At 46.3% G+C, this 26,455-nt stretch carries 24 protein-coding genes; 11 read left to right on the top strand and 13 right to left on the bottom strand.

Annotated elements, in window-relative coordinates; translation table 11 throughout:
* Position 1: 1 nt before the first annotated feature.
* Positions 2-859: an ABC transporter permease gene (locus tag ABUE20_RS05975; RefSeq protein WP_408618946.1), complete on the bottom strand. Its 858-nt coding sequence runs from the start codon at positions 857-859 to the stop codon at positions 2-4.
* Between the two features lie 11 nt (positions 860-870).
* Positions 871-1,857, bottom strand: a complete 987-nt coding sequence (locus tag ABUE20_RS05970) for an ABC transporter substrate-binding protein (RefSeq protein ID WP_408618945.1) — start codon at positions 1,855-1,857, stop codon at positions 871-873.
* A gap of 498 nt (positions 1,858-2,355) precedes the next feature.
* Here ABUE20_RS05970 and hutI point away from each other — a divergent pair, with 498 nt between their 5' ends.
* The 3 genes from hutI (at position 2,356) to hutH (ending at position 6,878) form a co-directional block, all read left to right on the top strand.
* Positions 2,356-3,573 carry an imidazolonepropionase gene (gene hutI / locus ABUE20_RS05965; RefSeq protein ID WP_408618944.1) on the top strand — a complete coding sequence of 406 codons (1,218 nt, stop codon included), beginning with the start codon at positions 2,356-2,358 and terminating at the stop codon, positions 3,571-3,573.
* A gap of 63 nt (positions 3,574-3,636) precedes the next feature.
* Complete coding sequence (hutU, locus tag ABUE20_RS05960) at positions 3,637-5,334, top strand: urocanate hydratase (protein ID WP_408618943.1); 1,698 nt, start codon at positions 3,637-3,639, stop codon at positions 5,332-5,334.
* Positions 5,335-5,345: 11 nt separating this feature from the next.
* Positions 5,346-6,878, top strand: a complete 1,533-nt coding sequence (hutH, locus tag ABUE20_RS05955) for a histidine ammonia-lyase (RefSeq protein ID WP_408618942.1) — start codon at positions 5,346-5,348, stop codon at positions 6,876-6,878.
* Between the two features lie 86 nt (positions 6,879-6,964).
* On the opposite strand, the gene oxlT is transcribed toward hutH, so the two are convergent.
* From oxlT to ABUE20_RS05940, 3 genes are all read right to left on the bottom strand, one after another.
* Positions 6,965-8,239 (bottom strand): oxalate/formate MFS antiporter, encoded by a 1,275-nt coding sequence (gene oxlT, locus ABUE20_RS05950; protein ID WP_408618941.1) that lies wholly within the window; start codon positions 8,237-8,239, stop codon positions 6,965-6,967.
* Between the two features lie 564 nt (positions 8,240-8,803).
* Positions 8,804-10,111, bottom strand: a complete 1,308-nt coding sequence (gene guaD / locus ABUE20_RS05945; protein ID WP_408618940.1) for a guanine deaminase — start codon at positions 10,109-10,111, stop codon at positions 8,804-8,806.
* Positions 10,112-10,469: 358 nt separating this feature from the next.
* A complete protein-coding gene (locus ABUE20_RS05940) occupies positions 10,470-11,024 on the bottom strand; it encodes a helix-turn-helix domain-containing protein (protein WP_408618939.1) in 555 nt (184 codons plus the stop codon).
* A 118-nt stretch (positions 11,025-11,142) separates the two neighbouring features.
* On the opposite strand from ABUE20_RS05940, the gene ABUE20_RS05935 reads away from it, so the two are divergent.
* The gene (locus tag ABUE20_RS05935) at positions 11,143-11,811 is read left to right on the top strand and encodes an AzlC family ABC transporter permease (RefSeq protein WP_408619062.1); all 669 of its coding nucleotides are present in this window, start codon (positions 11,143-11,145) and stop codon (positions 11,809-11,811) included.
* A complete protein-coding gene (locus ABUE20_RS05930; RefSeq protein ID WP_408618938.1) occupies positions 11,808-12,125 on the top strand; it encodes an AzlD domain-containing protein in 318 nt (105 codons plus the stop codon). The genes ABUE20_RS05935 and ABUE20_RS05930 overlap by 4 nt, the downstream gene beginning before the upstream one ends.
* Before the next feature lie 131 nt (positions 12,126-12,256).
* Here ABUE20_RS05930 and ABUE20_RS05925 read toward each other — a convergent pair whose 3' ends face one another.
* The gene (locus tag ABUE20_RS05925; protein ID WP_408618937.1) at positions 12,257-12,490 is read right to left on the bottom strand and encodes a hypothetical protein; all 234 of its coding nucleotides are present in this window, start codon (positions 12,488-12,490) and stop codon (positions 12,257-12,259) included.
* Positions 12,491-12,970: 480 nt separating this feature from the next.
* Here ABUE20_RS05925 and ABUE20_RS05920 point away from each other — a divergent pair, with 480 nt between their 5' ends.
* The 6 genes from ABUE20_RS05920 (at position 12,971) to ABUE20_RS05895 (ending at position 20,752) form a co-directional block, all read left to right on the top strand.
* A complete protein-coding gene (locus tag ABUE20_RS05920) occupies positions 12,971-14,554 on the top strand; it encodes a methyl-accepting chemotaxis protein (RefSeq protein WP_408618936.1) in 1,584 nt (527 codons plus the stop codon).
* A 1,032-nt stretch (positions 14,555-15,586) separates the two neighbouring features.
* Positions 15,587-17,170, top strand: coding sequence for a methyl-accepting chemotaxis protein (locus ABUE20_RS05915; protein WP_408618935.1), 1,584 nt, complete (start codon positions 15,587-15,589; stop codon positions 17,168-17,170).
* A gap of 237 nt (positions 17,171-17,407) precedes the next feature.
* Positions 17,408-18,262 carry an SDR family oxidoreductase gene (locus tag ABUE20_RS05910; protein WP_408618934.1) on the top strand — a complete coding sequence of 285 codons (855 nt, stop codon included), beginning with the start codon at positions 17,408-17,410 and terminating at the stop codon, positions 18,260-18,262.
* Between the two features lie 147 nt (positions 18,263-18,409).
* Complete coding sequence (locus tag ABUE20_RS05905) at positions 18,410-18,940, top strand: LNS2 domain-containing protein (protein ID WP_408618933.1); 531 nt, start codon at positions 18,410-18,412, stop codon at positions 18,938-18,940.
* Between the two features lie 518 nt (positions 18,941-19,458).
* Positions 19,459-20,076: a LysE/ArgO family amino acid transporter gene (locus ABUE20_RS05900; RefSeq protein WP_408618932.1), complete on the top strand. Its 618-nt coding sequence runs from the start codon at positions 19,459-19,461 to the stop codon at positions 20,074-20,076.
* A 259-nt stretch (positions 20,077-20,335) separates the two neighbouring features.
* A complete protein-coding gene (locus tag ABUE20_RS05895; protein ID WP_408618931.1) occupies positions 20,336-20,752 on the top strand; it encodes a hypothetical protein in 417 nt (138 codons plus the stop codon).
* Between the two features lie 155 nt (positions 20,753-20,907).
* Here ABUE20_RS05895 and ABUE20_RS05890 read toward each other — a convergent pair whose 3' ends face one another.
* From ABUE20_RS05890 to ABUE20_RS05860, 7 genes are all read right to left on the bottom strand, one after another.
* On the bottom strand, positions 20,908-21,645 hold the full coding sequence (locus ABUE20_RS05890) for a phosphatase PAP2 family protein (protein ID WP_408618930.1): 738 nt from the start codon (positions 21,643-21,645) through the stop codon (positions 20,908-20,910).
* Positions 21,617-23,128, bottom strand: coding sequence for an ArnT family glycosyltransferase (locus tag ABUE20_RS05885; RefSeq protein ID WP_408618929.1), 1,512 nt, complete (start codon positions 23,126-23,128; stop codon positions 21,617-21,619). The genes ABUE20_RS05890 and ABUE20_RS05885 overlap by 29 nt, the downstream gene beginning before the upstream one ends.
* A 194-nt stretch (positions 23,129-23,322) precedes the next feature.
* Positions 23,323-23,922 carry a glutathione transferase GstA gene (gene gstA, locus ABUE20_RS05880; protein WP_408618928.1) on the bottom strand — a complete coding sequence of 200 codons (600 nt, stop codon included), beginning with the start codon at positions 23,920-23,922 and terminating at the stop codon, positions 23,323-23,325.
* Between the two features lie 70 nt (positions 23,923-23,992).
* A complete protein-coding gene (locus tag ABUE20_RS05875; RefSeq protein WP_408618927.1) occupies positions 23,993-24,811 on the bottom strand; it encodes a shikimate 5-dehydrogenase in 819 nt (272 codons plus the stop codon).
* A gap of 86 nt (positions 24,812-24,897) precedes the next feature.
* Entirely contained in the window at positions 24,898-25,341 is a 444-nt protein-coding gene (locus ABUE20_RS05870) for a hypothetical protein (RefSeq protein ID WP_408618926.1), read from the bottom strand.
* Between the two features lie 5 nt (positions 25,342-25,346).
* A complete protein-coding gene (locus tag ABUE20_RS05865; protein WP_408618925.1) occupies positions 25,347-25,589 on the bottom strand; it encodes a hypothetical protein in 243 nt (80 codons plus the stop codon).
* A gap of 118 nt (positions 25,590-25,707) precedes the next feature.
* Positions 25,708-26,433: a DUF2589 domain-containing protein gene (locus ABUE20_RS05860; RefSeq protein WP_408618924.1), complete on the bottom strand. Its 726-nt coding sequence runs from the start codon at positions 26,431-26,433 to the stop codon at positions 25,708-25,710.
* Positions 26,434-26,455 lie beyond the last annotated feature (22 nt).

Below are 26,455 nucleotides of genomic sequence, written 5' to 3'. Positions count from 1 at the left end.
TTTACCCCCGCTTATTGTATTTGAACAATAGTTTTTCGGCGGCTCGCATCACCTGATCGGTAATCAGCCCTAAAATGCCGAGCAACAGAATGTAGCCGATAATGGTATCGGTCTGAAAATAACGTTGGGACACGACGATTCGATATCCCAGACCGGAGGTTGACGCGACCAGTTCGGCCAATACCAACCAAGTCCAGGCCCAGCCTAAACTGATGCGCAGTGCATCCCAGATATTAGGCAACGCCGCCGGCAGCACAATGCGCCCTAAGATCGCCAAATCGCTCATGCCCAACGTGCGTCCCAACCCGATGTAATCTTTGGGGACTCGTTTTACGGCATCGATCATCATCAGCACTTGTTGGAAAAAGGTGCCGATCCAGATCACCAGAAATTTCTGAAAATCACCGGTGCCGACCCATAAGATGGTGAGCGGCACGAAGGCGACTACCGGCATGTAACGGATAAAGTCGACCAGCGGCTCGACAATCGATTTAAAAAAGCCATAGCAGCCAGCGAGAATCCCGATCACAATCGACATCGCCGAAGAGATCACAAAGGCGATCACAATCCGATACAAACTGCTCTGCACATCCGACCATAAGGTTCCGTTGTGGGCCAGCGTGACCATACGAGTCAACACGTGGCTTAAACCCGGTAAAAAGATAGGTTTGATTCGACCGGTCGCAGTTGCAAACCACCACAGCCCCAGCAGCACAATAAAAGTGGCCAGAGCCAAACCAATGGCTTGCCAACGTGTTGGCAAGCGGCCGATTGTAAACAAAGTATGGCGCTTTTTAGCGCCTTTTGGGGCAGTGACAAGCTCGGCATCAGTACGGCTTTGCGCGGTTGTCGTCGGCATTTTTGACCTCATTATTTCGCTTTTTTGACAAATGAGTCATCAAAGACTTGGTTAAATGTCACAGTATTGGGCACCAGCGAGGCCTCTTTCGCTGCTTTTAAAATATGAGGGAATGTCTGCGTACGAAAATCACCTTCCAACATGGTTTTGTTGGTGCTCAAATCGATATATTTGACGCCATCGAATGCGGTAGCCAGTTCCGCTGGTGTTGCACCCACCGCAGTGGAAACCACGGCGCGGTCATGTTTAGGATGCGCTTTATAATGCGCGACGGATTGTTGCCAAACCTGCACCAGTGCTGCCACTTGTTCCGGATGTTGATCGATCACGGATTGGCGAACAACTAACACGTCACTGATAAGGCCCGGATCGGAGGCACCGCTGTAAAGCATGTTCAGGTTAGGTAGATTCTTTTTCGCAACGGTCAGATAGGGTTCGTAAGTGACTGCGGCGGGAACATTACCGGTAATCAGGGCGCTACCGGCATTGGAAGCAGGCATTGGTACCGCAATAATATCTTTATCACTCATGTTGACGGAGCTGAGTGCGCTGTGGAGTAAGATATCGCTGGTGGTTCCTTCTTCATAAGCGACACGTTTACCTTTGAGATCTTTGAGTGATTTGATCGAGCTATCGACCAGCATCGCATCTGCCGTATTACTTTGATCCAATAGTAAGACCGCTTTCACCGGTAATCCTGCGGCAATCATTCCCATTGCGGTATGGGTGGCGATATTAGCGGCATCAATTTGGCCACTGGCCAGCGCGGCGTTGATATCCTTGTCTTCGGTGAAATTAACGATATCGACTTTGCTAAAGCCCTGTTTTTTGAACAACCCATCTTGGCTGGCAACATGCCAGAGCCCATAACCGAGCCAGGGTTCAATTCCCATTTTCAGCGAACCGATGCTATCGGTGGCGTGGGCACCCAGAGAACACAATAAGGTGACGGCACAGGTAAATTTAGAAACAGTTTTAGAAAGGTTACTAAACTTCATCGACTTTCACTCCCTGAACGATTAAATGGCAGATTTGCCCTAATGAGTAGATATGTATATACACTCAGGAATTGTGCCAGTTACAGTGGATTTTTAATTGATTGATTTTAAATGTAATTTATTGACCATCGGGAATGAGCTTTGCGTCGTGCATTAATATTGTGCAATGTCGTTGCGATTTTTGCGCACAAGTAATGCAATTTCTATTCTGAAAACGGAGTCGGGATAGCAATTTCAGCGTCAATGGAACATCGTGGCGCTATTTGTAGTATAGACAAAGCAAGTGACATCCATCGTCTTTTGAAATGCTTGGTTACCCTCGTTTATTTTTTATCTATCTGATTGAAAAATATTGAATTTAAATAAAATAAAAGCAGCGTGTTAGGGGCTTTTTTAGTTGTTATTTTTATCAAAAACAGAATAAAGACGGATAAACTTCTTGTCATTCTGAGCATTTTTTATTATTTGTATATACAGGTTGTATGTTGGGTAAATCATATGGATTGGGTCTTAACAAATGTGCATCTGGTCACGATGGAGACCGGTGCTATCGGATATCAGGTTCAGGGGCCGGTCAGTATTCTGATCCAATCGGATCAGATTGCGGCCATTGGGCCCTCCGGATTATTTGCCGAACGGGAGCGGCTTTGGGTTGACGGGAATGGCGCGTTAGTGACCCCCGGTTTGATTGATTGTCATACCCATCTTGTTTTTGCCGGAAATCGGGCGCAAGAATTTGAAATGCGCCTGCAAGGTGTTCCTTACACCGAGATTGCAAAACGAGGCGGTGGCATTTTGGCAACGGTGAATGCGACCCGTGAAGCCTCCTTAAGTGATTTGGTAACCTTGGCGCTGCCTCGGTTAGATGGCCTCATCCGCTCCGGAGTGACGACGGTAGAAATAAAATCCGGTTACGGACTGAACTTGGGGGATGAACTGAAATGCTTGGAAGCCGCGAATATTTTGGCTTCACAGCGCCGGATCCATATCGAACCTACTTTATTGGCCGCGCATGCTGTTCCTCCTGAATATCAGCATAAAGCGGATGATTATGTCGATTTTATTTGTGACACCATTATTCCTGAAGTGGCTCGGCGTAAATTAGCTACTGCCGTCGATGTGTTTTGTGAATCGATTGCATTTAATCTCGCCCAGACTGAAAAAGTTTTCCGCAGCGCAATCGATCATGGTCTGGCGATCAAAGGGCATACCGAGCAGTTGTCAAATATGGGCGGAAGTGCTCTGACGGCTCGGATGGGCGGTTTATCGGTCGATCATCTGGAACATCTGGATGTCGCCGGCGTTCAGGCATTAGCTAAATCAGGAACAGTGGCGACCCTACTTCCCGGTGCTTTTTATTTTCTGCGAGAAACCCAGTTCCCACCCGTCGAAGCATTGCGCCAGTATGGTGTTCCCATGGCATTGTCAACGGATGCCAATCCCGGAACCTCGCCGTTTTATGATCTTTCTCTGATCATGAATATGGGGTGTACGCTGTTTAAATTAACTCCTGAGGAAGCCTTGCGGGGGGTCACCTGTCATGCGGCGAAAGCGTTAGGGCTGGGCGCTGTGATCGGCCAGATCGCTCCCGGTATGCGAGCGGATTTAACGTTGTGGGATACCAGGCATCCGGCAGATATTAGTTATCAAGTGGGACAGAATAAAGTCATGGCGCGTGTGATCGCGGGCCAGTATGAGTCTGTGTGGGATTATTAGGTCTTAGCAGATTTTCTTATTCAATATTTTTCAGTGGCATACTGAAAGGACAAGGAGTAATTCATGTCGGAATCTATGAACGCCGGAAATCGGTTTGATCCGTCCCGGGAGATCCATGCACCGCGGGGCACGACGCTAAATGCTAAATCATGGCTCACGGAAGCACCGCTGCGAATGTTGATGAATAACTTGGATCCCGATGTTGCGGAGCATCCGGAATCGTTAGTGGTGTATGGTGGGATTGGTCGAGCGGCGCGTAATTGGGAATGTTTTGACAAGATCGTTGAAACGCTAAAACGACTCAATGAAGATGAAACCTTGTTAGTGCAATCCGGTAAGCCAGTTGGCGTGTTTAAGACCCATAAAGATGCACCGCGGGTGATGATCGCCAATTCTAACTTGGTTCCGAATTGGGCGAACTGGAAACACTTTAACGAGCTCGATAAAAAAGGGCTCATGATGTATGGCCAGATGACTGCTGGATCCTGGATTTATATCGGGGCGCAGGGGATCGTGCAGGGCACGTATGAAACCTTTGTGGCGGTTGCTAAAAAGCATTATGCCGGTGATACCCAAGGGCGTTGGATTTTAACTGGTGGTTTAGGGGGCATGGGCGGGGCTCAGCCGTTGGCCGCCACCATGGCCGGATTTTCGATGCTGGCGGTGGAGTGTGATGAGTCTCGTATCGACTATCGGTTGCGGACTGGTTACGTTGATAAAAAAGTCTATTCATTAGATGAAGCACTGGCTGAAATTAAAGCGGCAGATCACCCGATTTCGGTCGGCTTGCTGGGAAATGCAGCGGATGTGTATGTCGAGCTGGTGAATCGTAATATTACGCCGGATGTGGTGACGGATCAGACCTCGGCGCACGATCCTTTGAATGGTTATCTGCCTCAAGGCTGGACCCTGCAACAAGTCCGTGAAATGCGCCAGCAGGATGAGGCCGCCGTGGTTAAAGCCGCGAAAGCATCAATGGCGGTTCAGGTTACCGCGATGCTGGAATTACAAAAACGCGGTGCAGCGACACTGGATTATGGCAACAACATCCGGCAGATGGCTTTTGAAGAAGGGGTGAAAAACGCCTTTGATTTCCCGGGGTTTGTCCCCGCTTATATTCGGCCATTATTCTGTGAAGGGATTGGACCGTTTCGCTGGGCGGCGCTCTCCGGTGATCCGGAAGATATCTACAAAACGGATCAAAAAGTAAAAGAGTTGATCCCTGATGATCCCCATTTGCACAACTGGCTGGATATGGCCAAAGAACGGATTCATTTTCAGGGGCTGCCCTCTCGGATCTGCTGGGTGGGCGTGAAAGATCGGGTTCGTTTAGGTCTGGCTTTCAATGAAATGGTGCGAAATGGTGAGTTAAAAGCGCCGGTGGTGATTGGGCGTGATCATTTAGATTCTGGCTCGGTGGCGAGTCCAAACCGTGAAACCGAAGGCATGATCGACGGTTCGGATGCGGTATCCGACTGGCCTTTACTGAACGTGATGCTGAGCACCGCTGGGGGAGCAACCTGGGTGTCATTGCATCATGGGGGCGGCGTTGGAATGGGCTTTTCGCAACATGCCGGGCTGGTGATCTGTTGTGATGGAAGTGACGATGCGGATCGCCGTATTGGTCGGGTGCTATTTAATGATCCGGCAACCGGGGTGATGCGGCATGCCGATGCGGGTTATGACATTGCGAAAAAATGTGCAGCAGATGTCGGCTTGGATCTGCCGATGCTGAACGATGAATTGGCCAAATTGAAATAGGGTGAGCGGATATGTTCCAGTTAACAATTAATCCCGGAGCGATGACTCTGCCACAACTGCGTCGGGTCAGTCGTGAATCAGTGACGGTTTCACTGCCGGAAAGTGCCTATCCTGAAATTGAGAAAAGTACGGAGATGGTCAATAAAGTGATCACCGAAGGGCGCACCGTATATGGGATTAACACCGGTTTTGGGCTATTGGCCAATACCAAGATCGCGCCGGATGATCTGGAAACTTTACAGCGCAGTATTGTGTTATCTCACGCCGCGGGGATCGGTGAGTTTATGCACGATGAAACCGTGCGGCTGATGATGGTGCTTAAAATCAACAGTTTGGCTCGGGGTTTCTCCGGGATCCGACTGAGCGTACTGGAAGCGATGATCCAACTGGTCAATCATGAAGTTTATCCGTGTGTTCCGCAAAAAGGTTCGGTCGGAGCCAGTGGTGATTTAGCTCCGTTGGCACATATGTGCACAGTGTTACTGGGTGAAGGGCAAGCCCGTTATCAAGGGCAAGTCATTAGTGGTCAGCAGGCGCTGGATATTGTTGGATTAGAGCCAATTACGCTCGCTCCCAAAGAAGGGCTGGCGCTGCTCAATGGCACTCAGGCTTCCACAGCATTAGCTTTAGAAGGGCTGTTTGGTGCGGAAGACTTATATGCATCGGCGATTGTTTGTGGCGCAATGTCGGTGGAAGCGGCGCTGGGCAGTCGCCGTCCATTTGATCCAAAAATTCATGCGGTTCGGGGTCACCAAACTCAAATTGATGCCGCAGCGGCCTACCGGCATATGTTGGATGAAACCAGCGAAATCGGTCAATCTCATGCCGGTTGTGCCAAAGTGCAGGATCCTTACTCGCTGCGCTGTCAGCCGCAGGTGATGGGGGCTTGTTTGCGACAGATCCGGACCGCAGCCGAGGTTTTATTGACCGAAGCCAATTCGGTTTCGGATAACCCGTTGGTGTTTGCCGATGAAGATGACATTATCTCCGGGGGGAACTTCCATGCCGAACCGGTGGCGATGGCTGCCGATAATCTGGCGTTGGCCATCGCCGAAATCGGTAGTTTAGCCGAGCGACGGATGGCATTGTTGATCGATAGCGGATTAAGTCAGCTGCCTCCGTTTTTGGTGAATAATGGTGGGGTGAATTCGGGTTTTATGATCGCGCAGGTGACGGCTGCGGCGTTGGCCAGTGAAAATAAAACATTGGCCCATCCGGCATCGGTAGATAGTTTACCCACTTCGGCTAATCAGGAAGATCATGTATCGATGGCCACATTTGCTGCCCGTCGTTTGCGGGATATGGGTGAAAACACGCGGGGTATTTTAGCCGTTGAGTATTTAGCCAGTGCTCAGGGAATTGATTTTCGTGCCCCAAACCATGCTTCAGCACCGATAGAACAAGCGAAAGCGATGCTGCGGGAGCAAGTTCCGTTTTATGATAAAGACCGCTATTTTGCGCCAGATATTGCTAAAGCCAGTGAGCTGTTGTTAAGCGCGGTTCATAACCCGCTGATGCCACAGGGATTACTCCCGAGTTTATAAGGAATATTGCTGCTTTAAGCGCAAACCGCTACCGAATTTTCGTAGCGGTTTTTTTATAAATAGGGCAACGAATGTTGCCCCGCGGATCAACATGAGCGAGCAATAAAACGGCGGCGCATTGGTTTTAAGGCCAATAGCGCTAATGCAGCCGTGATAAAATCGGCACCGATAGCCAGTGCAAATACTGGAAACCAACTTCCTTGGCTTTGGTAAAGCAGTGCGGCCAGAGGTCCTCCCAAAAATGACCCCACCCCTTGAGCAATATACAGGCAACCATAGTTTGCTGTGGCATGGGTTGTTCCAAACGTATCGGTTAAGGTGGATGGGAAGAGTGAGAAAATTTCTCCCCAACCAAAGAAAACAACACCGGAGAGCAACACGAAAGCCAGAGCATGTTCTCGGCTTAACAGCCAGATTGTCATGGCACAACCTTCTAAGGCAAAGGCGATAAACATGGTGTTTTCCCGGCCGATATGATCCGAAATCCAACCAAATAATGGCCGAGTTAAGCCATTCGTAAACCGATCAATCGTCATCGCTAAGGGTAATGCCGCCATCCCGAATAATGTGATTTGGGTGATCCCAAAGTCTTCAGCGAAAGATGCCATTTGTGAAACGACCATTAATCCGGAGGTGGAGATGACCGACATCATGATAAACATCAACCAGAACAGCGGCTGTTTAAGCATTTCGGTGGGGCGATATTGTTTTTGAGTTTGCAATACATGAGTGGATTGTTCGAGCATTGCGGTACTATTTTGTGCTTCGGGAACTTTAAGCCCTTGACTGGCGATAAACCCCACAACGGCGAACAGTAGACCAAACACCCATAGGGTTTGTTCCAGCCCGTTGTTAGCCAGGCTTAACGAGATGGGAAAGGTGGTTGCAATCGCGCCCATCCCGTAACCAGCGGCGACCATGCCGGCGGCAAAGCCTCGATTTTGCGGAAACCAACGAACCATGAGCCCGACCACGCCCACATAGACAATTCCGGTTCCAAGCCCGCCGATACAGCCGTAAACCAGATAGAGCATGCTCAGGCTGGAGACCCATGATGTGAGCACCCAACTCATTCCGGAAAGAACGGTCCCGATGGCGATCAAGCGTCGCGGGCCAAACGAATCAATCAGTCGCCCCTGAAAAGGCGAGAAGAAGGTTTGTAAAATAATGAGTAAGGAAAAAGTGATCTGTAATTCGGGAAGTGTCACGCCGAGTTTAGCGGCCATAGGTTTGGTTAATAAGGTCCAAACATATTGAGGGCTGGCAATCGCTGCCATGCAAATCAGTCCTAATACGAGCTGGATCCATTTAGTTCTGGCAGGATTTGCCGTTGTACTGATAGGCATATCGATCATGGTCATGGTGAATCTCCTTTTTCTGCCGGACGTACCGAAAGTAATGTATGGAAAGGTCTGTCAAATCAGTCAATCTCATGATTTAGGCAAGGCGCAGATGGGCTGTAGAAATAATTAGGGAAAATCAACAGTCTCTGTCATAAATAAGAAATAATTGTGCCAATTTGATTTTTTCGAGAGGCTGGATCAATCCTTATATCAAAGGGGTCGGGGCGGTTTTGAGCATGAGAATGTGAGCTTTGAGTGCAGGATCAGATCCTCGATGGTGCAAATGCACTTTTTGTATACAATCGCCTGAGATAGGGGCTAAAGCAACGGATACATGCGTCAGCGTGAAGCGTTCGTGGATGGCGATCGCTAAATGATGACTCAGGCCAATGGATCTAAGTCATGACGCAGGGCGGACCTGCTCGTAAAGCTACCGGATCATGTTGTTGCGCGCAAAAGCTTAGGTCAAGGCTCCACCGCATCTTTGCGGATACGGTGGTTCATGATTGAAAGGATCGGTTGATCGTTAGACATCGTTCGAACGATGAATGTAAACAAAGCCCTCTCTAGGTTGGGTTTGAATTAATCTAATCGCACATGTAGAGACTGCTTTTCTCCCATAATCCAAGTGCCGCTAACCATGCGGTCATCGCCGAGCATCATCAGTGCAAACAGAATTTCTTCGATATTTTTACAATGGCTGAGCCGATATTTAAGAAATGGTGTCGCGACGAGATCTAAGGTGATGAAGTCGGCTTCCCGGCCCGGAAGAAAACTTCCAATTTTATCATCCAATGATAGCGCTTTGGCTCCGCCTAATGTGGCGAGATAGAAGGCTTCAAAGGCAGATAAACTCACCCCGCGCAGTTGCTGCACTTTATACCCGTCGCTGAGGTTTTTTAGCATTGAAAAACTGGTGCCGGCCCCCACGTCACTGCCGATGCCTACTGGAATGTTATGAGCTTGTATGCGGCGTAGATCAAATAGCCCGGAACCTAAAAATAAATTTGAACTGGGGCAGTGCGCAAGGATCGATCCTGAATCAGCGAGTCGGGTACAGGCCGATTCGTCTAAATGGATCCCATGAGCAAAGATGGAACGCGGTCCCAATAATCCGGCTTGTTGGTAAACATCCAGATAATCTTTGGCATCGGGGAATAATCGGTGAACCCAGGCCAGTTCGTCTTTGTTTTCCGAGAGATGAGTCTGTAGATATACATCTGGATAGCAAGCCCGCAGTTGCTGGGCCCGGAGTAGTTGTTCCGGGCTGCTGGTGGGGGCAAAACGAGGGGTGATGGCGTAAAGTAACCGGTCAACGCCATGCCAGCGTCGAATCAATGCTTCCGTTTGGGAAAAACCGGTTTCTGGGGTGTCACACAAGCTTGGGGGCGCGTTGCGATCCATCAGTACTTTGCCACTGATGATTCGGAGTTTTCGCGCCTGAGCACATTGAAAAATGGCATCGACCGATTGGGGATGAACGGTGGCAAAAATCATCGCGGTCGTGGTGCCGTTATCGAGTAGTTGATCGAGAAAGATATCCGCGACCCAGGCGGCATAGTCCGGATCAGCAAATTTCTGTTCGGTTGGAAACGTATAAGTATTGAGCCAACTGAGGAGTTGCTCACCGTAGGCGGCGATCATTTCGGTTTGCGGGTAGTGAATGTGAGTATCGATGAATCCCGGCATCAATAGTTGGTCCGGCAGTGTCTGAATGGGAACCGTTGGCGGCAGTTGCGATTTGATCGAAGCGGCATCCCCTGCGGCGACGATCTTTCCATCTCGGATCCATAAGATCCCATCGGCATGATAGTGCCAAGCCTGAGATCCCTTGAGTCGGGGATCGGCTACAAAATAGAAGAGTTGTCCCTGAAAAGCCTGTTGTGTCATAAAAGCTCCTGCTTATCAAAAGCATTTTTATCGTTATGGATCCAGGAGCTGTTGATCTTTCATGATTCCTTTTGCAGCCCTCTGAGCTTTATTTAGGTCAGGCAAACAGTGTGCCGTATCACGATGACTGGCTTTGAGTTGCTCAAAATGGGTTTCATTTGAACAGGATTCAACCACGAAAGGTCAACAGTTCCTAACAGGTCATTCACGGATGGGGGGCGCAGTATGGCTGTGCCGTGAAATCAACATCAACCCGTCTGTCCCTTTGGTAACGAGTTGATCTGGCTATGACTATCTAATGAAAAATCTCATGATGCAAGGAAAATAGTTGTTATTTCATTCGTTTGGAAACATCCGATTAGTTTTGTTCCAAGACCAATACGGCTACGGTGTCGGGTTCCAGAGCCTCAAAAATGTGGGGAAGATCCCCCGGATAGGAGATGTAGTCTCCGGGATATAATTGGATGGGATCCTCGGTTAATCCGACTCGTGCACGCCCCTGAGAGATGATGATATGTTCAATGACTCCATTGGGATGAGGCTCTGATTCTCGGGGAGTTCCGGGTTGTACCTGTAGCAGATAGATATCGCGTTTCGCTGACGGAGGACAGGTCGATAATAGATTGGCGACATAGTCGCTTTGCTGTGAAGTAACCGTGATACCTTCTCCCTTACGACGAACTTGTACAGCAGGTTTTTGAGGATCGATCAAACGGGTCAAGGGAATATCGAGTGCCATAGAAAGGGACCATAGTGTTTCCAGACTCGGATTGCCGCTGCCACTTTCGAGTTGGGATAATGTTGATTTGGCAATCCCCGCTTTTCTGGCTACTTCGGCGATCGAAAGGCCAGCCTTCCGACGTTCTCTTTCTAAGGCTGATGCAATGAGTGCTATCGGGGCGCTGTTTCCCATCTTTGGCGTAACCTCTCGTTATCCAGTGAGTGTTCGTTATATAAAACGATCGTTTTGTTTGACGTGATGCTCGTTCTTGTTCATTATATCATACATTCGTTTTTTATAAGGAGCTATGATGTTTTCGAGCTATGCCGGTCTGCGCCAGCGAAAGGTGATTCGAAATATTCTATTTGTCTGTCTGGCGGATGGGCTGGTCGGCGTGTCTTATGGCGCCGTTTCCGTCAGTTCCGGACTCGATTTGTGGGTGCCCGTCTCGCTCTCGATATTGGTGCTGGCCGGATCATCTGAGTTTCTGTTTATTGGGATTGTGAGCAGTGGGGGGAGTATGTTTTCTGCAGCATTGGCCGGATTATTAGTCAATGCTCGGCATGTCCCGTTTGGGTTATCCGTTCGGGATCTGATTGGTCGGGGGCCGTTGGCTCTCTTGGGGTGCCACGTGATGAATGATGAAAGCGTGGTTTTTGGCATGAGCCAGCCGTCAGCTGGAGAACGAAAGTTATCATATTGGCTGTGTGGCCTCGGTATTTTAGGTCTTTGGCCACTAGGGGTCTTTTTAGGGGGAACGTTGGGAAGTTTAATCCAAGATACGGCCTCGCTGGGGTTAGATGCCATGTTCCCGGCTATTATTCTGGCGCTGGTCTTGCCTCACTTTAAGTCGGCATCCGATATCATTACGGCCGGAGTTGGTGCAGGTATCGCCGTGGTGTCGGTGCCATGGGTCCCGGTAGGTGTTCCTGCATTGTTATCACTGGCTGGAACCTGTATTGGGAGAAAACGTCGATGAGCCAACATTTGATTTGGGGCATTTTGTTGCTGGCGGCAGGAACTTATCTCTTTCGGTTAGCGGGTCCTTTGCTGGGAAATCGATTCCAGTTTTCGGAGCCAATGCAGCACATGACGACTCGTTTTAGCACCGTGTTGTTATTTACGGTGGCAGTACTGGCGACATTTTATGATGGCAAGCTCTATGCCGGTCATGCGCATGTGATCGGTGTGATGGTCTCTGCCGTATTGGCTTATAAACGCTTACCGTTTTTAGTCGTAGTTCTGTCTGCGGCATTAGTGACGGCAGGATTGCGGTGGATAGGACTGCCTTAACATATTCGGGTGCTGAAGATTTGGATCACGAAGGGACCTCTGGCAAAGGATGTAGGAATAGAGCATTTTTGCCAGAGAGGTTGAGTGACTTAATCCATTGTAGCCATGGATCTTGGATGGGACGTGATGAGCTAATCATCGAACATTGGGCAACCGTTGCCGTGATGTCCGGAATGCATCCATTGGGACATTTCATGCCAATGTTCGCTCATCCATCCCGGATGCTGAGCATAACCGTGATGGCCAATGGATGTGCTGTATCCAGCCTGAATGCCGGGTTGATTATCGGCAATGGCACTGACACTGTATACGCCAACGACCACGCCAACTACGGCGGCACATGCGGCGATAGTAATTGATTTCATCTGATGCTCCTTTTGGGTTTCTCTACTTTGGGTCTGTTGTTCATTCATGGTTGTAAAAATAATCATGAAGGCTCAACGTCCGTTAAATTATGGCGCCTATGAATTCCATTATTTTTTGATGTATATCAAAGCTATTTTAACCATACAAAACTTTACAAAAATTGACCGATTGGCTGACATTTCATATCGGGATGAGCCGAGCTTGAACAAGTCTTTCCTGCATTTAAAACCGCTTATATTCCAATAATTGATGCACTGTATTTAAATTAATAAAACATCATTTCACTTTTGAGCCATCGATCACGACGGATGATAGGATGAATGCCTCATACTGTGGGTTCTAAGGACTGTGGACCTTTCGATGACCCCATCGGGCCGCACTGAGTCTGGTTGATTCGGCGTTAATCGCCGCATAACGGCACGGGATAATGTCAGCCTTGCCTAAATCAGGTTTGGTATCCCTTGAGTTAAGGACAAAACATGAATCTCACGAAACAGATGGTAATCCTCGTTGTGGCTAGTTTTTTAGGACTTGTGCTGACGGCCGTGTTTGGACTTCATTCGCTTAAAGATAATTTGGTTGAAAGTCGAAAACATGAAATTCAGTCCATATTGATGTTTGCCAGAGATCAGTCATTGAGTTACGTACATGCAGCTGATAAAGGGGAAATCTCTCGGGAAGAGGCCGAAAAACGAGTGGTCACCTTGTTATCTGCGATGCGACATGGCAGTTCCTATATCTGGGCTAATGATAACCATGCCATTGCTCGGGTGCATGTGAATCCTGAAAAGATCGGTCTGTTTCAAAAATTTTATGCCCAGCATATACAGCAATTACAGCATGAAATGGTGCCTTTTAGAGTTGTGACGAATGTAAAACCAGGCACGCAAACTGAAGTTCTGAAAGTGAATGGGTATATTAAACTGCCGGAATGGAACTGGGTTATCGGATATGGCGTGTATATGGATGATGTCGATTCGGCTTACTACAACTTTGCGAAGACCTTTTTGCTGGTGGCGATCCCTATCTTTATCATCGTGTTGTTTATTGCATTGAATGTGGCCCGCTCAATTTTAAGAAAACTCGGGGGCGATCCAGATTACGCTTTGGAAGTGACCCGACAGATCGCGGACGGTGATCTCTCGGAAGTGATTGAAGGCAAATACCGGGAAGAGAGTTTGCTCGGATCGATTGCGGTGATGCAGAAATCCCTGCGGCAGATGGCCATCGGGGTGCAGACCGGATCCAATCAGCTGAGTCAGGCGGCCTCCGATTTGACGCAACAGATTGCAACCATTACCAAAGCATCTAAAGGCTCATCCGATGCCTCGATGTCGACAGCGGCGTCGATTCAGGAGTTGTCGAGTTGTATTCGGGAGATTTCACATAATACGGAACGTACCGAAACCAATTCGGAACAAGCCCTTGAGGTTTGTACCAATGGCGAGACGGTGGTACATCGGACCCGTGATTTTATTCAGCAAATTTCGGCAGAAATTAGCCAGTCGATGCAGGACTTTATTCAGTTACAGGAACGGTCCAACCGGATTGGCAATATCGTGAATTCGATCCGAGATATTGCGGAACAGACCAACCTTCTGGCACTGAATGCGGCGATTGAAGCGGCCCGGGCCGGCGAGCAGGGTCGGGGATTTGCCGTGGTAGCGGATGAAGTTCGGACCTTGGCGGCCAGAACATCGCAAGCAACCACTGAAATCACCGATACCAATCAGGAAATTCAGAATGAAACCCAGGTGGTGGCGGATGCGCTGCAATCGGTGGTCAGCAAAGTTGAAAGCAGTGTGGCCAGTTCTACCGAAGCGACCCAGATGTTTAATAGTATCAAAGTCAGCTCCGGGGATACTTTAGATATGATCCGGGAAGTGGCGGTATCAACCAATGAACAGGAACTGGCGGCTGAAGAGCTGGCGAAACATATTGAAGCGATTTCCAATATGGTGAAAGAAACCGCAGATTCTATCGAATCATGTCATCAGACGGTATCAGAGTTACATTCGTTGGCGACAGAATTGGATGAATCGACTCGTGGATTTCGAGTCTAAAGCACGTTTTCAAAGGCGGTGAGTTCGGAGACGTCGGCGCAGTGGTGCAAAATCATTGCGCCGTTTTAGTTTAAATGACCGAGAGATTAGACGCGTATCATCGTCGACTCTTGTTTTCACGAGCTTTAGTTGAGTTTTCGGTGCAATTGCGTGGGATTGTTTTTTTATACTCGATGCGATCACGGAGCGTGAGTTTTATAAGTTATGTTTCGCATGAATTTTGTGAGTGAGATTTATTTTTTTCAGTGCTCATAATATTTTTATTATGAATATATGAGTGATTTTAATTTGACTAATTAGTAATCATTTTAGTTATAAAATGACCTCGGGTTAAAGGATGTATGGATATTACATCTTTACCAGAATGACCTATTATTTTTAGGCACGCTATCGATTTAAATAGATCATATAGATTGAATAATAGGTTAATTATTCAGCATTGAGCCATGGGGAAACGGATGTTCGAAATGCATCCATGAAGACATTCATACCCATGTGGACTCATCCTTTTTAATGAGTGAATATACTCGAACCACAAACGATGTTTGCTCTCTGGGCGGGGCGGACGAAGGGGTATTTGATCTCTGTATACCTCATGCATATCACTTTCAGCAGTGCGCCGGTAGTGCTGCTGAGAGCCTTTATCGTTGCTTTCCTTGCACGGCTTCGGGTCTGTTACAGGTTATTATGGCACCGGAGCCTCACATTATTTTTTGTAGATCTCGCCGCTGTTTTAACCATCCCAATCTTTACCAATGAGCAGATATGAAAATAGAATGAAGTCTGATCTTAAATAGGATGGGATTATGTTAGCGACACTTTTAATTTTTTTAGTTAATATTAAATAAGAAAATTATAAAACCATATTTTATTTTTTGAGTGATGGATCACGACGAATTATAGAATGAATGCATCATACTATAGAGTGGTTTTATCTATAGTTTTTGTTTAAAACAGTTTTAAAACTTATTAAATGAGTTTTAAGTTAATTACTAGATAAAGACAGGGCGTCAATTGATTTAAGGATAAAGTATGAATCTCACGAAACAGATGGTCATCTTGGTGGTCGCGACCTTTTTAGGGTTTGTGTTGACAGCTGTGTTTGGACTTCATTCGATTAAAGATAATTTGGTTGAAAGTCGAAAACATGAAATTCAGTCAATACTGACGTTCGCCAGAGATCAGTCGCTTAGCTATGTGCATGCAGCTGATAAAGGGGAAATCTCTCGGGAAGAGGCCGAAAAACGAGTGGTCACCTTGTTATCTGCGATGCGACATGGCAGTTCCTATATTTGGGCCAATGATAATCATACGATGGCTCGGGTGCATGTGAACCCTAAAAAAATTGGTCAGCCTCAGAGTTCCTACACCATGCACATGCAACGATTGCAAAATAAGGTGACTGATTTTGTCGTTGAGATGAATGTAAAACCAGGTACACAGACTAAAGTTCTGAAAGTGAATGGCATTATCAAACTGCCGGAATGGAACTGGGTTATCGGATACGGCGTGTATATGGATGATGTCGATTCGGCTTACTACAACTTTGCGAAGACCTTTTTGCTGGTGGCGATCCCTATCTTTATCATCGTGTTGTTTATTGCATTGAATGTGGCCCGCTCAATTTTAAGAAAACTCGGTGGCGATCCTGATTACGCTTTGGAAGTGACCCGACAGATCGCGGACGGTGATCTCTCGGAAGTGATTGAAGGCAAATACCGGGAAGAGAGTTTGCTCGGATCGATTGCAATGATGCAAAAATCCCTGCGGCAGATGGCCATCGGGGTGCAGACCGGATCCAATCAGCTGAGTCAGGCGGCCTCCGATTTGGCGCAAGAAGTTGCAACCATTACCAAAGCATCTAAAGGCTCATCCGATGCCTCGATGTCGACGGCGGCTTCGATTCAGGAGTTATCGAGTTGTATTCGGGAGATTTCACATAATACGGAACGTACCGAAACCAACTCGGAACAAGCCCTTGAGGTTTGTACCAATGGCGAGAGCGTGGTTCATCAGACGAGTGATTTTATTCAGCAGATTTCGGCAGAAATTAGCCAGTCGATGCAGGACTTTATTCAGTTACAGGAACGGTCCAACCGGATTGGGGATATCGTGAATTCGATCCGAGATATTGCGGAACAGACCAACCTTCTGGCACTGAATGCCGCAATTGAAGCAGCCCGGGCCGGCGAGCAGGGTCGGGGATTTGCCGTGGTAGCGGATGAAGTTCGAACTTTGGCGGCCAGAACGTCTAAAGCGACTGCTGAAATTACCGATACCAATCAGGAAATTCAGAATGAAACTCAGGTGGTGGCGGATGCACTGCAATCAGTGGTCAGCAAAGTTGAAAGCAGTGTGGCCAGTTCTACTGAAGCGACCGAAATGTTTAATAGTATCAAAGTCAGCTCCGGGGATACTTTAGATATGATCCGGGAAGTGGCGGTATCGACCAATGAACAGGAACTGGCTGCTGAAGAGCTGGCGAAACATATTGAAGCGATTTCCAATATGGTGAAAGAAACCGCAGATTCTATCGAATCATGTCATCAGACGGTATCAGAGTTACATTCGTTGGCGACAGAATTGGATGAATCGACTCGTGGATTTCGAGTCTAAAGCACGTTTTCAAAGGCGGTGAGTTCGGAGACGTCGGCGCAGTGGTGAAAAATCACTGCGCCGTTTTAGTTTAAATGGCTGAGAGATTAGACGGGTATGGCAACGATTCTTTTGGAATATGGCGTGATTTTTATCTGATTTAGGGTGTGTGATTTACGGATGAAAGATCCGCTATGCTATGCATTGACTATTTGGGAATAGCACATGGAATGCCATGCAATACATGAAGGATCCAGCATGAAGATTTTGTTGGCGGGAGCGACAGGATATCTGGGATGTTATATCGCCAAGGAGTTGCAACGTCGTCACTGCTTTTTTAGAGTTATTGCGCGCAGCCCGGAGAAGTTACAGGCGCATCATATTGAAGCCAGTGAAGTTATTCAGGCCGAATTAACCCAGCCGGAGACGTTACGTCAGTGCTGCCAGAATATCGACGTTGTGATTTCAACGGTGGGGATCACTCGGCAAAAAGATGGGCTGAGTTATCGAGATGTCGATTATCAGGCCAATATGAATTTATTGCATGAGGCGTTGCTCAGTGGCGTTCGCAAATTTATCTATGTGGGGGTCCTGCGGGGGGAAGAGCTTCGGCATCTAAAAATATGTGATGCGAAAGAACAATTTGTGGAGCAACTAAAAAATTCAGGAATCGATTATTGCGTCATTCGGCCGAATGGTTTTTTCTCTGATATCTCTGAAATTTTTAAGATGGCCCAAAAAGGCCGTGTTTATCTATTCGGAAATGGGAGTCTACGTGCCAATCCGATTCATGGAGCCGATCTGGCGGTTGCTTGTGTGGATGCGATAGCGTCTTCTGAGACTGAATTTGCGATTGGTGGCCCGGAAACCCTGACGCAGCATGAAATTGCGACCTTAGCTTTTCACGTGTTAGGCCAACCACCTAAAATAACGTATATTCCTGATTGGGTTCGAGTCGCGTTTATGAAAAGTGTGACGTTTCTGACGCCCCAAACGGTTTATGGTCCACTGGAATTCTTTATGACGGTACTGGCGATGGATATGCGGGCACCGGAATACGGACATCATACCTTACGGGACTATTTTACCCATTTGCATCAGATGAAGCCGTGATCCGTTTGGGTTTAAACGGAGTAGATAGCATTCAAATGATGAGTGCTACCGCGACTTACCCGCAAATATTTGTCTTTATGGTGAGATGTCCATGCTAAGGTTAGCGACGCTGTTTGTTTTATCGCTCCCTCGTTTTAGTAGAACAAAATGCAAAAAATAGTCATCGTGTTTTTCATATTGCTGGCTGGATGTACGACATTACCCTCTTCCAAGGTCTTCGTTGCACCCAAAGATGGCAAAATTGTTGTCTTTGATATTGATGGGACACTGACGCCGACACCCATGAAAATTTGGTCGGTCCGAGCCGGAGCCGCCAAAGCCGTTCAACACTATGTGGATCAAGGATATCAGGTGACTTATTTAAGTGCCCGGATCCCGATGTTTCAAGCTGGGATCCCAAACTGGCTCCATCGTAATGGATTTCCGGACGGATATATTTTTGTTCCTAAATCATGGCATGAATCAAGAAATCCAACGCCATTTAAAGTCAGAATTTTAAAACAACTGATGATAGAAGGTTGGGTCATTGGAGCCGCTTATGGCGATTCTTCAACGGATTTTGCGGCTTATATTGATGCCGGGATCCCTCAAGCTGATATTTTTGCCTTGAAACGCGAGGGGGAGAGTCAATGTCAAATAGGGCGTTGGTCTCGCTGTTTAGATGGATGGGGAGATTGATTTTATGGAAATTTAGACAATGATTGTTCTGAATTTAGGGCTACCGATCGAATATGTATCTAATATTTGATTTTAATTCCAATCTATCTTTTGAATATGAGTCTCATAAGTGATGAATTATGAAATATCCAACAATGGATTAACATAAAAATAACTTTACTAATAGAATTATCCATATAAAATGAGCTGTAACCATTTGTTATTAAATATGAGTTTAATATTTTATTAAAATTTAGACTTTTAATAAAGGATACAATTTTATGAAGGTCATAAAAGAATATATATATGACATTATCTTAATTCAGTCACCATAGATCCAAATATTAAAATTTTGGAATAATATTATCGATACAAATTCTAGACCTAAATCATATAGAGAATAGATTTAATAAAATTTATTTTTCTATTGGAATGACCTAGGTTCTATGATTAATCGGTTTAATTATCTTATATAAAATATAAAGTTGATTTTATAATAGATAAATCTCTAAAAATGAATTGAATTAGGTAGAATAAAATTGAAACTTACATATTTATTACAAGGATTCCTGTTAGGATTGGCTTATGTGGCTCCTATCGGAATGCAGAATGCTTATGCTATTAATGCGGCCATTTATAAAAGTAGATGGAGTGCATTTACAACTGCATTGATTACTACTTTTTTTGATATATCTTTAGCATTAGCCTGTTTTTTTGGTGTTGGAATTATTCTTGAAAATTATATTATCGTAAAAGAAATTATATTAATTTTTGGTTCGGTTGCAGTTATTTACATCGGCTTCTCATTAATTAGAACAGTTCCAAATGATATTGAAGGAAACCATCTGAATGAGTCTGTATTTAAGGTTATACTTCAGTGCTTAATTGTTACCTGGTTTAATCCACAAGCTATTATTGATGGCACTTTATTGCTCGGTGGTATGCGAGCTACATTAATTAGTAATATCTCTTACTTTTTTATCATAGGAACCGCACTGGCTTCGGTAGTCTGGTTTGTATCACTTTCCACAATTATATCTATTAATAAAAAACGATTTAATAAAAAAATATTAAGAATTATAAATTTGATCTGTGGAACTATTATTGTGTTATATGGATTTAAATTAGTCTATAACTTGGTGCTTCAATTTATTTGAAATTTAATAGCATGATGAATAACTTACGGGTATTCCAAGTTAGATACTGATGTGCATCAAGTGGATTTTCGTCCATGTGGGCCTGTTCGTAACCGAGATGGGATCGTAAGAACTATGGGGCTGAAGTAGATGAATGCTATGTTATTTTGGTTATTGATAATTTTGAAAAAACTGGGTATATCGAGAAGCTCATTAACTTTATACTATGACTTATTTAAAGTTTTAATCTGTATCATTTGGGGTCTTCAGGAGTATTTATATGTCAGAGCGTAAAGTTTATTCTCCCATACAAGCGGCACTTGGGGGATTTTTAGGGGGACCTTTAGCATCTGCTTTTTTTATTAGAGAAAATTTTAATGTATTGGGTAATCAGAATGCGGTTAAAAAGACAACGCGATTTGGGACTCTGGTGATCGCTATTCTTATTGTGATTTTACCATTTTTACCAGATAACTTTCCCAGTATGGCTATTCCGACGATCACTATTGGTGTGACGAAGCTTTTGATTGAAAAATTACAATTTAAGAAGAAAGATGTGATCGATAGTCATGTCTTAGATTTTCATTCCAACTGGCGTGTTCTGTTAGTTAGCTTAATTTGCATGGCTATTTTTATGTTGATTGGCGTATTTTTTATTGTTCTGATGTACTCACTTGGAATTAAAGAAGATGTTTGAGTGTAATTTATATGGGGAAACACGCATTGAAGGATCGTGTTGCTTGATCACGTGACATTCAACGAGTTGAGCAACCGGAGCGATCGCTCGGTTTAAATGTGTCCCGAACGTTTTGGGGTCTGTGCGCATGTGGTTCAATCTCTATTTCATAGCCCCTAGTGTTTTATTTTTAGCAGTCGGAGTTTTTCAGATAAACGCGGTGTTATTTTCGTTCGAAAAAATTGAAATTGAAATGCACTGGCCGTCGTTAGACAAACGATGTAATCCACCCAGAAGGCAAATACGATATCACTTAAAAAATGCGCTCCCTGTAGGATCCGGATAAATCCCACGAGGCTTCCTAAACCAACCCCCAGCCAGAAGAGTCGGCGTTTTTTGAATACCCAAGCTAGAACGATGAAATAAAAAGCAATAGACGCATGCCCGCTTACAAATGAACAGTTATGCCGACACTCTCCGGAATAATGGAGGACGGGGGCAAAGTCATCATGGCCAGCAAATTGTTCGATTTGAATAGGGCGAGGGCGGCCAAAGGAATGATCTTTTAAGACTGTATTAACGAGCAGTCCCGGCCCGAGGATGAGGGTGATCATTAAAAACGACAGTCGTTTTCGCCAGTAGCGTTTCCCGGCATTTTGCTTGGGTAACACGCAGTAGATCAGCCCCCCGATAAACAAGACAATCAATAGCCAGTGGATATGACCAAAAATCAAATAAAGTCCAATGACTAGTGGGTGATGTTTCCAGATAAACTGATCGTGATGAGTATAAAACAGTCCACTAACCCAGAGATCAATCTGAGGAAACAGATAAAAAGGCAGGGTTGAGACGATAAACAGCAGTAGGTCCCAGCGCCAGATAGCATTAATGCTGTGCGGTAGAACAGTTTTCATAGCCTTTAAATCCTGTCACTCGATAGAGATAAACGGAACGTTGCAGATGAACATATTTCGTCTGGCTAACGATTCCTAGGGGTTGGATACTCTGGAAGCAGCCCTGAAGTTGCAGTGGTGACTGAGACATGAAAATGAATGAGTGAGCTTGCGCCTGAGCAATGTCATAGCGTAAATCAAATTGATCTCGAATTTCCCTGTGAGGGTTAAAACTGAACACATGGGTTGGTTGATGGGCAGGCCAATCACTCAAATAATAATGCGCATAAGATAAGAGCATTCTGGAACTGCTCACCCAGTTTTGCTGAGCGGCATCAGGAATTTTCTGTTGCACATGATGCATCAGTTCTCGCCAACCGAGTACACGTCGGTAAGGGGTATTGTGGCGGGTAGGTTCGATAGCTAACGCCTTTTGGAGCAACGGATAACTAAAGAGCACGACCGCACAGAAAATATTTAGCCCAAGTAAGGCGGCTAACCATCTATGGCGTTGCTTAATCTGCAACCCGGCTGCAATGAGAAGGGATGCCAACAGATAACTGGGGGCTGCCCAGTTGGCATTGGCTTTGGCTAAAAAGGCTTGAATACACATGAGTAGGAGCAGCGGCCAGCTCAGGGTGACCAGTAATAGCCAGTGCGGTTGGTGGCGCATGCGGAAGGTATAGATCAGTAGCAATAGCATGCTGATTGGACCAAAGACTAAAAACTGGCCTCCAAAGAATTCGAAAAACTTACCAGGATGGACGAGTTGGTGAGAGAGTTTTGAGATTTCAGCGGTATGGACAAAGCTGATGAAACCCGATTGCGCATTCCAGATAAGGTTCGGTAAAAAGATCACAATAGCCAGCAGTAGAGCGAGCCACGGGCCTTTGCCATACGCATTTGACCGGGAAGCGATTAGATAAATAGCCATGCCAATCATCACGAGGGCCAGCGTATATTTAGAGAGCAGTCCAAGTCCCAGTGCGATACCACACAGGCTCCACCATCTAAGCTGATTTTTTTGTAATGCCAGAATAAACAGCCAACAGGCTCCCCCCCAAAATAATAGCAAGGGGGCATCGGTAGTGACAAAAACGCTGTTGAAGGTGACTAATGGTGAGGAATAAAAAATCAGTGCCGCCCATAAGCCAACGCGCTGCGAATACAAAGCTTTGCCACACAGATAGACAAAATAGGCCGCGCCGGCATAAAGCAAGGGAGAACTGATTCGGACGGCCCATTCTGCATGGCCGAACAGGCGGGTAGTTGCGGCGATGAGCCAGGCGACCATCGGGGGTTTGGAGTAATACCCCCAGTCGGGATGCACGGCCCAAAAGTGATAGTAGGCTTCATCATAGAATAAGGCTAAATGCAGCGTTCCAAGCGGGAGCAAGCGACCGATGATGAGGAGTATAAACAGCATGAATAACCATCGTTCCTGTCGATGGTCCGTATTCAGTTGCGGCAGAGCCGAAGTGGTCTGATTGAGTTTAATGGTCATTGAAATACAAAATCCAAGTGAACGATACGCGCTTACATGCGTGAAGCCATGTCAATCATGATGACACATGTAAAATTCAGTGCAGTATGAGTTTTAGTATAGACAATGAAAATGACAAATTTTCTACAATATTAGGTTGTTTATCAAAAGGTAGGGCAATCAAGAGAGTGGCCTCTCTTGATTGAAAAAAGATGTTAAATCAAGCCTTCCATTGTGAGTGCTTTCTGAACCGAAGGTCGTTGGCTGATGCGCTGCATATAATTTTCGAGATCGGGCCATTCGGCAAGATCGAATTTGACCATCGTATGCCATCTCAGAATATTATAAAGATAAGCATCGGCAATTGAGAAATGTGGACCGAAGACAAATTCACCACTCATATGAGTACTCAGCCAGTCTAGTCGTTTGTGTAATAGGCGGATGGCCGAAATTCGGGCGTCATCACTTTGGGATGGATTAAAAAGTGACGCCATGGGTTTGTGTAATTCGGTGGCAATAAAGACCATCAGACTCTGCAATTGGTAACGTTCAATTCCGGAAGCGGGGATGAGTGCCGCTTCTGGTTTCAGGTCTGCCAGATATTGGTTAATCACCAAACCTTCGGTTAACACCGTACCATCATCCAATCCAAGCGCCGGAACATAGCCTTTGCTATTGAGGCTTAGGTAATCGGCTCCTGTTTCTGTTTTTTTCTCACGGAGATCAACTTTTTCCAGTTGATACGGCAATGAAAGTTCTTCTAACACGATGTGGACAGCAACAGAGCAGGCGCCCGGCGTATAGTACAATTTCATAATAATCTCCTGTTAATGAAAGCTTACAATCGCATGCGAATTCAGAGGTGGCAAGCAGTTCCTGAATGTCTTATGCCTCTCCTCGGGCATATGCTGCCGCTTGTTGGAAGAGTTGTGCACTGGGACGATGGTCGGTATACAGTGCAAATTGTTCAACAGCCTGGATCGCATAGATATCGGCTCCGCTAATCGACTTTTTGCCAAACCTTTGGGCGGCACGAATTAACGGGGTTTCTAGCGGCGTGGCGACGACTTCGAAAATTGTTTCTGCATCGGCAACTTGTTCATCAGTAAAGGATTGCTGCTCGCTACTGTTTCCTCCTGCCATCCCGATGGGCGTGGCATTAATCAGTAGTTGCGTGGGGGCTGTGAGCTGGGATTGCCAGCTAAAGCCACATTGCTCGGCTAGTGCCGGGCCCGTTTTGGGATTCTGAGCCACAATGGTCCCGTGTTTAAAACCTAAATCCCGTAGCGCACAGGCGACCGCTTTTGCCATTCCACCACTGCCTCGTAGGGCAAAGTGATAGTCGGTTGGAATATGATTGAGTTTCAGTAATTCGACGATGGCGATGTAATCTGTGTTATAGGCTTTGAGCGAGCCTTCGGTGTTGACGATCGTGTTGATGGACTGAATCGAGGCGGCGGAAGGGTCTAATTCATCGACCAACGGAATACAGGCTTCTTTATAGGGCATCGAAACCCCACAGCCTCGGATCCCCAAGGCTCGGATCCCATTCACCGCAGCGGGTAGATCGCTGGTGGTAAATGCTTTGTAGATAAAGTTAAGACCAAGGGCTTGATACAGGTAGTTGTGAAAACGAGTGCCGTAATTGCTGGGACGAGCGGCCAGAGAGATACATAAGGTTGTGTCTTTATTGATGGTGGTCATGATCGTTCCTGATAAAAGATCAAGTAGAATCATTACTATCTCTATTTCACCATCAAGAGGCAAGCGGGGATCGCTACCGTGTGAGTTTATTTACATTTAGAACGGGAAATAGGGTCCTGAGTGATGATTCGGATCCCGTCTTGTTCGTTAAAATGGACCGAGAGTCTCACGGGGCGATTGACGGAAAACCAGCCATTTTTTTTATTCAGCGTGAGTTTGCATTCAGAACGAGGTTTGGCGGGGTCGTCGGCTTCTAGATAAGCATCTAGTTCCAGAGACAGATTCTCTAGTTTAAAAAAGCGGCAAGGGCATAACATGTATAAAGGCATCCACTGGATCTGGTTCACAATACCGTCTTCGGTGACTTGGGGCATTTGAATTCCAACCACTTTAGCCATGAGGGTTTCATCTGCTGCTGCGGTGAAATAATCCTGTAACGGCGTGAATTTCTCGGCCTCTAGATGTGCTTTAGCCCGGAGAATATCACGCAGTAATAACTCAGTTAGTGAAGGGGTTGGGGTTTCGGCCATACAGTCTACCTGCGATTGAGTTTGGGGTGTTCTCCCTCAGTTTTAAGACCCTGAGTGAGCATTTGGTAGTGGGTGTATTTTTCCAGACTCTGTTGGTAGAGCGGATAACTTTTGACGGCTAAAGCCACGGAACTATGGCAGAGCGGACAGCTAAAATGTGCGCCGTGCAGCAGCAGTTCCGGTTCAATCATAATCATACTGGTGCGGCCGTGTTCACGACAGGTTGGGCAGGGGATTTCGATATTCATGCAGATTCCTTGTGCTAAGGCCTGAACTGGGCCTGCTCTTTGCTGAGGGGATGAAGATGCCTCACTGGCTATTCAAACCCGGAGCAGAGCTGACCCTGTACCAAGGCCTTTAATGTCATTAAGCGTCTTTGGTGATCATGATTGGCGCGATATTATCGGTGTAAGCCTGAATGATCACCCCGATCCCTTCCGGTAATGGGAGTTGTCCGGCATGAACTTTCACATCGTATGTAGCCTTATTACTTTTTTCATATTTCTCAGTATTAGAGCTACTTTGTTCGGATGATTTTGAGACGCTGCCGCTAACGCTGGCTGAGAACGGGCCGTAACCTATCTTTGCCTCAAAGCTACCCTCGGCACTCATTTTTTCTTTCTGTTCCTGACTTTGTTCATTTGAGAAGCTGGATTTCACTTCCATATTAAAGGCGATATTGACATCATCAACCGCCAGCGCATTGAGGGGTAACAGGGTCAATAGCGGTATCGTGATCGATGACTCGGCCACATCGGTCGTCACATCGGTCTGATTGCCGTCATCCTTCTTATTGGTGGTAATGATGGGGCGTTTTAGTTTTAATTCGACCATCACTGGCTGGTACTCATAGTTGGTCGAACTGCTGCCGCTATTCCCACTGTTACTGCCCCCACTGCCGCTTCCTCCGCTGCTGTTTTGGGTTGGCTGCTTGCTAAAACAGGTGTCGAGCATAAATTTAACCTGTGTCATCGCCATTTTATTATTGGCCTCGGCGGCGGCCATCAGTGGTCCTCCGATCAAATCTCCCATCGGAAGTCCGCTGAATTGCTGGGCCATTGAAACTAACCCGGGTCCTGAACTCACTGCCATAGTGACTCCTCCGTCTGTTTAT

The sequence above is a fragment of the Celerinatantimonas marina genome (assembly GCF_046054165.1).
Lineage (GTDB): Bacteria > Pseudomonadota > Gammaproteobacteria > Enterobacterales > Celerinatantimonadaceae > Celerinatantimonas.
Note: the sequence above shows the minus strand (reverse complement) of the source record. Positions and strands in the feature narration are given on the sequence as shown.